Raw genomic sequence first — 7,455 nt, forward strand, 5'->3', positions numbered from 1 at the left:
GAATCAGAAGTTCTGGTGACCGAGCCAACGATCCGTCTCTCGGCGTTCCTTTTTGGTAGGTCTACCGGATCCGCGCTCGCGCGGAGCCACGAGGACACGCTCGGTCTTTGGGGGAGGAGGCGGAGTGTGGTCGACGTAGCAGGTGACCGCCACGGGCGCACCGACTCGCTTGGTGATCAGAACTTTGACCTCGACGATACGCTCGCCGGCTTCAGTCAGCACACGGACCATGTCACCCGGCTTGACGGGTGAAGAGGGCTTGACTCGATCGTCGTTAATTCGGACGTGCCCGGCACGGCACGCGGCGGCGGCCGCGGCTCGGGTCTTCACGAGTCGTGTTGCCCACACCCACACATCCACTCGGGCGCGCGGCAGGCCAGCAACAACACCAGTTTCCATATCCACCAGCGTAGTCGCTTGGTGTGAAGATTCGCCGAATAGCGTGGGCACGGACCGCGAGTGTCAGCGGTGGCAAGTAGACTCGTGTCCATTGACCTCCAAGGGAGTACACATGTTCCTTAACGCGCATGCAGGCACTGCAGGCACACAGCGCGGCTCGATGCCGCCGGACCCATTCTTGGACGATCCCAGCATCGGTTCCACCTCCACCTCCACGAGCGTTCTTGAACGCGAAGAGACCACCGAACAGGTAGAACCCGGTGATCACGAGCGCTTCGCACACTACGTGCGCAAGGAAAAGATCATGGAGTCCGCCATCAGCGGACGCCCAGTGATCGCGCTCTGTGGCAAGGTCTGGATTCCGGGCCGTGACCCCCAGAAGTTCCCAGTGTGCCCAGTGTGCAAGGAAATCTACGACGGCCTCCGCGACCCCCAGGACAATGACCCGGATTCGGGTGGCGACAGCAAGTGAACCCAGAGCTGGATCTATTTTCAGCACACGAACTTGACGAGACCGAGGAACAGCAGCACAGGGGACTAGCGGCCGGAGACCAACTCTCCACCGCTTCGAAGCCGCCTCTCGCGGCTTCCGTGGCTGCTGCCGAACAGCTCTCGCCAACGTTCCCAACCCGCGCACCCTGGGGAACTGCCACAAAACTGAGGGCCTGGCAGGCCGAAGCACTTGAAATCTACCGTGAGCGCCAACCGCGAGACTTCCTCGCGGTGGCGACTCCGGGAGCAGGAAAAACCACCTTTGCTTTGCGTTTGGCAACCGAGCTTCTGGGAAGCCGTGAGGTCCGCAAGGTCACTATTGTGGCGCCCACGGAACACCTCAAGTACCAGTGGGCAGATGCCGCCGCGCGCGTGGGTATCCGAATCGACCCCAATTACAAGAACTCGCAGGGTAGGCTCGCGGACTACTACGACGGCGTCGCGCTGACGTATGCGCAGGTGGCCGCGAACCCGATCCTGCATGCCAACCGTACCGAGAACGCTCGCACCCTCGTGATCCTCGACGAGGTGCACCACGGGGGAGACGCGCTGTCCTGGGGCGACGCCATCCACGAGGCCTTCGACATGGCCACGCGCAGGCTCGCGCTGACGGGAACCCCCTTCCGTTCGGACACTGCGCCCATCCCGTTCGTCACGTACGAACGTGGACGAGATGGCATCCGTCGCTCGGTGGCCGACTACACGTACGGCTACGGGCAGGCGCTCAAGGACCACGTGGTGCGTCCCGTGATCTTTATGTCCTACGCGGGCTCGATGCGCTGGCGAACCAAGGCTGGCGACGAGATCGCCGCAAACCTCGGTGAGGCCATGACCAAGGACATGACCTCGCAGGCGTGGCGCACGGCGCTGGACCCGCAGGGTGAATGGATTCCCTCGGTGCTGGCTGCTGCGGACAAGCGGCTGACCGAGGTTCGTCGAGCGATCCCGGACGCGGGCGGCCTCGTGATCGCCTCCGACCAGGAAGACGCGCGAGCCTACGCGGGGCACCTATCCCGCATCACCGGGGTGTCTCCGACCGTCGTTCTCTCGGACGATGCGGGGGCAGGAAAACGCATCGAGGAGTTCTCCAACTCGGACGACCGTTGGATGGTCGCCGTGCGCATGGTGTCCGAGGGCGTTGACGTGCCCCGGCTCGCTGTGGGCGTGTACGCCACGAGCACCCAGACTCCGCTGTTTTTTGCCCAGGCGGTGGGCAGGTACGTTCGTGCGCGTAAGCGCGGCGAGACCGCCTCGATCTTCCTGCCATCCGTTGGACCGCTCCTAGCGCTCGCCAACTCCATGGAGGAGGAGCGCGACCACGCACTGGACCGGCCCAAGACCGATGAGGAGTCACCGCTCTTCAACCCCGAGGACAACCTCCTTGCCGCGGCTAACCGCGAGGAGAAGGCATCGAGCGACCTCCAGGGGTCGTTCGAAATGCTCGAGTCTTCAGCAGCCTTTGACAAGGTTTTGTTTGATGGCGGTGAGTTTGGGGCCGGCGCGGACGTGGGTTCCCAGGAAGAACTCGACTTCCTAGGCCTACCGGGATTGCTTGATGCCGATCAGGTGAGTCTCCTGCTGCGCAAGCACCAGAACGATCACCTGACCTCGCGCTCAAGCTCAAAGAAGGTTGCAGAAGCTGAACGCTCCGAGATGGACCACCGCAAGGCGGCCGCGCTGCGCAAGGAACTGCAGCAACTCGTCAACGCGTGGGCTCGCCGTAGCGGCCAGCCCCACGGCTCGATCCATAACGAACTGCGCAGGCGAAGCGGGGGACCGGAGGTTCCTCAGGCCACCTTAAAACAGCTCGAGTCCCGGGTGGACACGGTCCGCGGCTGGTTCGTGGGGCGCAAGTAACCGCGCACTAATGTGCACAAACATGTGGGGTCCCGTTCACGGAACGGGACCCCACACGTGGTTTATCAGGTGCTGCCAGATCAGTCGAGCTCGCGCGTGATGGTCGGGATTGCCACGTCGCCGGTGGACAGGCGCAGGGCGTTACGGGGGAGTTCAGCTCGCGAAGCCTCGTGGCGTTCGATCGCGCGACCGAGGCCCGAGGCCCCTGTCCAGGAATCGTCAACGACGCCGCCCGTGACCATGTCTACGTGGAGCGGCCGCAGCTCTGGGCGCTCCTGGACGTACGTGGCGGACTCCTGCTCAGGACCCACCACGATGACCTCGGCAACGGCGCGGCCGTTGCTGCCCAACTCGCGGGCGGCAGACTTGCGCCCACCCACCGACGCTTTGGATGCCGAGGCCTTGGCCACCGACTCCATGACTCCCTCGGAGTTCTCGCGCTGGACTAGTTTGTAGACCATGGAGGAGGTCGGTGCACCAGAGCCGGTGACCAACTTGGTGCCCACGCCGTAGGAGTCCACGGGTGCGGACGCGAGTGAGGCGATAGCGTACTCGTCGAGGTCTGAGGTCACGGTGATCTTGGTGTCTGTGGCTCCGAGCGCATCGAGCTGCTTGCGGACCTCAACCGCCTGAACACCCAGGTCACCGGAGTCGAGGCGAACGCCACCGAGCTTGGTGCCAGCAACCTTGACCGCGAGGTCGACGCCTGCGGTCACGTCGTACGTGTCAACCAGAAGCGTAGTGTTCACGCCGAGTGACTCGATCTGCGCGGCGAACGCCTCCTCTTCCGAATCGTGAAGCAGTGTGAACGAGTGGGCGGCAGTGCCGATCGCAGGAATGTCGTACAGGCGGGCAGCCTCGTAGTTGGAGGTCCCCTTGAACCCGGCGATCACAGATGCACGGGCCGCCGCAACGGCGCCCATCTCGTGCGCGCGGCGTGCACCCATGTCGAGGCACGGGCGGCCATCGGCGGCCGCGGTCATGCGCGAGGCTGCCGAGGCGACGGCGGAATCGTGGTTCAAGATGGAGAGCGCGAGGGTCTCCAAGATCACGCCGTTCGCAAAGTCGGACTCGACAATGAGCAGCGGGCTGTTGGGGAAGTACACCTCACCCTCGGCGTAGCCATAAATATCACCCGTGAACGAGTAGTCCCGCAGGTAGTCCAGCGTCTCGTCGTTGAGCACGCCCTCCTTGGACAGGAAGTCAATGTCGCTTGGGGTGAACGTGAAGTCGTGGAGCTCCTCAAGAAAACGGCCCGTCCCTGCAACAACGCCGTAGCGGCGCCAAGACGGCAGGCGTCTGGTGAACAGTTCGAAGACACATTTGCGCTGGGCGGTTCCATTCTTCAGGGCAGCCTGAATCATGGTGAGTTCGTATTTGTCGGTCAAAAGTGCAGTTCCCATAGCCATACGCTATGACACTCGCGCGCCGAATGTGCTGCGCTGAGCGGGTCAAACTAGGATTGACGTGTGAGCCTGCAACCAATCCATGAAGCCAAAGCCGACGAGTCAACGGCGCCCGCCCGCGACGTCCCGTGGCAGACAGTGGTCTGGAACGACCCCGTCAACCTGATGAACTACGTCTCGTACGTGTTCGAGAGCTACTTCGGGTACACGGCCGAACACTCCAACGCGCTCATGCTCCAGGTTCACAAGGACGGCAAGGCAATCGTCTCCACGGGCGCTCGCGAGAAGATCGAGTACGACGTCCAGGCAATGCACGGCTATGGGCTGTGGGCCACGATGAAGAAGGCGGACGACTGATGGCGCAGCCCTTTGCGTTGTCTCCGCTGTCCGATGGGACGTACATCGCCTACCTCACCACGGGGGAGCGCCTCTTCTTGGTGCGCGCTGCCGCCGATGTGGTCGAGCTCCTCGGCGAGGAAGACACTCTGAGTTACGGCGAGTCCGAGTTACTCGAGGACACGATCGAGGATCCGTTTGCAGAATTTGACGGGCGGGGAACGTCCCAGCAGGCTCCGCCTCCGGATCCCTTTGGGCAAGCCGACCAGACTTCTCCCGGCGCGGAAACGATCGCGGAGAACCTTGAGCGCGTGCTCGAGGCACTTAATACGCAGGACGTCCCACTTGCGCCCACCGATCCTGCCGTGCGCAGGCTCCTGCCTGACGCGTCGCTCGACCCCGAGGTCGCGGCCGAGTTCCGGAAATTCACGGACTTTGACCTGCGCGAGCAGAAGGTTCAGCGGCTCCTGATGCTCTCCGGGCTTTTGACTGAGGTTGATCCGTCGAGTGACGACAACGAGCACCTCCCGCTCGTTGTCCGCTCCGATGAGGCGGAGGCGATCTCTGCTGCGCTCGGCGACATCCGTTTGGTCCTCGGGGAGCGGCTCGATCTGCGCTTCGACGAGGACTCCGAGCTGCTGCACAACTTTGTCATGTCCATCCAGCAGGAGATGCTGGAGGATCGAGACGTGGACGATCTCGACGAGGAAACGGAGCGCCGATACATTATGGGCATCCTCTTTGAGCTTGCCGGGTACCTGCAGGAGTCGCTCGTGGAATGCATGCTCGATGACCTGCGTGCCAAGCGTGGCGCTCAGGGCCTCTGACCTGAAAAAACATCACATAGACCTTGTGTTGTCTGTCACTGTGGTTGTTCACACTGCCGCTGGTCAGCCCACCGCGCCGCCCGTGCGACTACTCTCTTATATGTGAACAACTCACCAATTGGAATCTTCGACTCGGGCGTCGGGGGCCTAACTGTGGCCCGCTCGATCCTCGACCAGTTGCCCAATGAGTCAATCTCTTACATCGGGGATACCGCCCACACCCCGTACGGCACCAAGCCACTGGCCACCGTGCGTTCGTACGCACTTGAGATCATGGACGAACTCGTGGACGAGGGCGTCAAGATGCTCGTCATTGCGTGCAACACCGCGTCCGCCGCTGTCCTGAGGGACGCACGTGAGCGCTACACCGTGAACCGTGGCATTCCCGTGGTCGAGGTGATTCTCCCCGCCGCGCGCCGTGCCGTGTCCGCTACGCGCACTGGAAAGATCGGCGTGATTGGCACCAAGGCCACCGTTGACTCGCGCGCCTACGATGACGTTCTGTCCGTCGCCACGGACGTCGACGTCATCTCCGTTGCGTGCCCGGATTTTGTCCCCCTCGTCGAGGCTGGAATCACCACCGGACCGAGGGTTCTTGAGGCGGCGCACCGCTACCTCGAACCGGTCAAGGCGGCAGGGGTCGACACCCTCATTCTCGGGTGCACGCACTACCCGCTGCTCGCCGGAGCTATCTCCTACGTCATGGGGGAGGACGTCACTCTCGTGTCAAGCTCGGATGAAAGCGCCAAGAGCACGTTCCGAACCCTGCTGGAGCACGGCTTGGAACGCGCTGAGGACGCTCCTGGGCCTGTCCACCGGTTCCGCTCAACGGGTGACAGTGCAACGTTCGCGGGCCTTGCTCGCCGCTTCCTTGGTCCTGAAGTCTCGCAGGTGGAGTCGATGTCATGAAGCTGACGATTGTTGGTATGTCCGGGTCGTACGCGGGCCCCAAGTCGCCCGCGTCGTGCTACCTCGTTCAGGCGACCGATGAGAACGCCCGTGTGTGGTCGCTCGTGCTCGACCTGGGCTCTGGTGCATTTGGCGCCCTGCAGAACTGCGTTGATCCGTTCGATGTGGACGGGGTCGCCATCTCCCACCTGCACCCGGATCACTGCTCTGATCTGAGCGGATACTACGTCTATTACAAGTACCACCCGGTCAAGGGCACCGAGTTCTCCGATCGCGGACCCATCCCTATCTACGCCCCTGGTGGAGCCCGCGAACGCTTCTCCATCGCGTACGGGCTTGACGAGGGCGAGACCATGGAGAACCAGTTCGCGCACGTGAAGTGGTCCTGTGGCACTCGGGTCGAGATTGGTCCGTTCCAACTCGAGGCGTTTGAGGTCAATCACCCTGTAGAGGCCTACGGCTTCCGCATCACGGGACCGTCCGAGTCTGACCCGACCAAGCGCGTGACGCTTGGGTACTCCGGTGACACCGACGACTGCCCCGGCGTGCGCTCCATCGCGGACCACGCTGACTTGTTCCTGTGCGAGGCCGCGTTTGTTGAGGGTCGCGACGACGGCATCCCGGACATGCACCTGACTGGCCGTCGAGCCGCGATTGTTGCGCGTGAGTCCGGCGCCAAACGCCTCGTTCTGACGCACATCCCCGCATGGAACGACTCCACGATCACCCTGGATGAAACCAAGAATGAATACTCGGGCCCAATTTCACTGGCCGAACCCGGCGCCGTCTACGAGCTCTGACGAGCTCGTTACATTCACTTATTTTCGACGATTGTGCTTGGCACCCAGCCATCCGCGCGTTGGGTGCTCCCCAAGAAAGAGGACGTCATGGCAGACCCACGGCTCGTACTTGCTACCCACAACGCTCACAAGGTCTCGGAGTTGCGGGCTATCCTGCTGGCACCCGAGGTGGGGCTTCCGCTGGACGCGGACCAGATCGTTGGGGCGTCCCAATTTGGTGTGTCAGAGCCCAAGGAAGACGGAGTGACGTTTGAGGCGAACGCGCTGATCAAGGCGCGGGCGCTGTGCGAGGCCACGGGGCTTCCCGCGATTGCGGACGACTCGGGGCTTGCTGTGGATGTGCTTGGTGGCGCGCCCGGGATCTTCTCGGCGCGCTGGGCCGGGGCGCACGGAGACGACGCGGCCAACCTGGACTTGCTGCTCGCTCAG

Annotated in this window: 9 protein-coding genes; 7 read left to right on the forward strand and 2 right to left on the reverse strand. The window is 63.0% G+C overall.

Translation table 11 applies throughout. The features are described from left to right. Positions 1-3 precede the first annotated feature (3 nt). Positions 4-399, reverse strand: coding sequence for an RNA-binding S4 domain-containing protein (locus HGSM_RS08980; RefSeq protein ID WP_019148423.1), 396 nt, complete (start codon positions 397-399; stop codon positions 4-6). Between the two features lie 112 nt (positions 400-511). Between HGSM_RS08980 and HGSM_RS08985 the strand changes: the two genes are divergently transcribed. After that, on the forward strand, positions 512-871 hold the full coding sequence (locus HGSM_RS08985) for a DUF3039 domain-containing protein (protein WP_019148424.1): 360 nt from the start codon (positions 512-514) through the stop codon (positions 869-871). Between the two features lie 119 nt (positions 872-990). Then, on the forward strand, positions 991-2,748 hold the full coding sequence (locus HGSM_RS08990; protein ID WP_040595025.1) for a DEAD/DEAH box helicase: 1,758 nt from the start codon (positions 991-993) through the stop codon (positions 2,746-2,748). A gap of 80 nt (positions 2,749-2,828) precedes the next feature. On the opposite strand, the gene HGSM_RS08995 is transcribed toward HGSM_RS08990, so the two are convergent. Beyond that, entirely contained in the window at positions 2,829-4,151 is a 1,323-nt protein-coding gene (locus tag HGSM_RS08995; protein WP_019148426.1) for a nicotinate phosphoribosyltransferase, read from the reverse strand. A 72-nt stretch (positions 4,152-4,223) separates the two neighbouring features. Here HGSM_RS08995 and clpS point away from each other — a divergent pair, with 72 nt between their 5' ends. The 5 genes from clpS to HGSM_RS09020 all read left to right on the forward strand — a co-directional run. Then, positions 4,224-4,511 (forward strand): ATP-dependent Clp protease adapter ClpS, encoded by a 288-nt coding sequence (gene clpS, locus HGSM_RS09000; RefSeq protein WP_230197533.1) that lies wholly within the window; start codon positions 4,224-4,226, stop codon positions 4,509-4,511. Further along, complete coding sequence (locus tag HGSM_RS09005; protein ID WP_019148428.1) at positions 4,511-5,317, forward strand: DUF2017 family protein; 807 nt, start codon at positions 4,511-4,513, stop codon at positions 5,315-5,317. The genes clpS and HGSM_RS09005 overlap by 1 nt, the downstream gene beginning before the upstream one ends. A gap of 102 nt (positions 5,318-5,419) precedes the next feature. Further along, complete coding sequence (murI, locus tag HGSM_RS09010; RefSeq protein WP_040594916.1) at positions 5,420-6,226, forward strand: glutamate racemase; 807 nt, start codon at positions 5,420-5,422, stop codon at positions 6,224-6,226. After that, positions 6,223-7,026, forward strand: a complete 804-nt coding sequence (locus HGSM_RS09015) for an MBL fold metallo-hydrolase (protein ID WP_019148430.1) — start codon at positions 6,223-6,225, stop codon at positions 7,024-7,026. The genes murI and HGSM_RS09015 overlap by 4 nt, the downstream gene beginning before the upstream one ends. Positions 7,027-7,113: 87 nt before the next feature. Beyond that, the coding region (locus HGSM_RS09020) for a non-canonical purine NTP pyrophosphatase (RefSeq protein ID WP_040594917.1) at positions 7,114-7,455 on the forward strand (342 nt) is incomplete at its 3' end.

The sequence above is a fragment of the Timonella senegalensis JC301 genome, from assembly GCF_000312125.1.
Classification (GTDB): domain Bacteria; phylum Actinomycetota; class Actinomycetes; order Actinomycetales; family Cellulomonadaceae; genus Timonella; species Timonella senegalensis.

Coding starts and splice junctions, on each gene's coding strand:
- HGSM_RS08980 (WP_019148423.1), bottom strand. CDS start 399: ATGGAAACTGGTGTTGTTGCTGGCCTGCCGCGCGCCCGAGTGGATGTG.
- HGSM_RS08985 (WP_019148424.1), top strand. CDS start 512: ATGTTCCTTAACGCGCATGCAGGCACTGCAGGCACACAGCGCGGCTCG.
- HGSM_RS08995 (WP_019148426.1), bottom strand. CDS start 4,151: ATGGGAACTGCACTTTTGACCGACAAATACGAACTCACCATGATTCAG.
- HGSM_RS09005 (WP_019148428.1), top strand. CDS start 4,511: ATGGCGCAGCCCTTTGCGTTGTCTCCGCTGTCCGATGGGACGTACATC.
- HGSM_RS09015 (WP_019148430.1), top strand. CDS start 6,223: ATGAAGCTGACGATTGTTGGTATGTCCGGGTCGTACGCGGGCCCCAAG.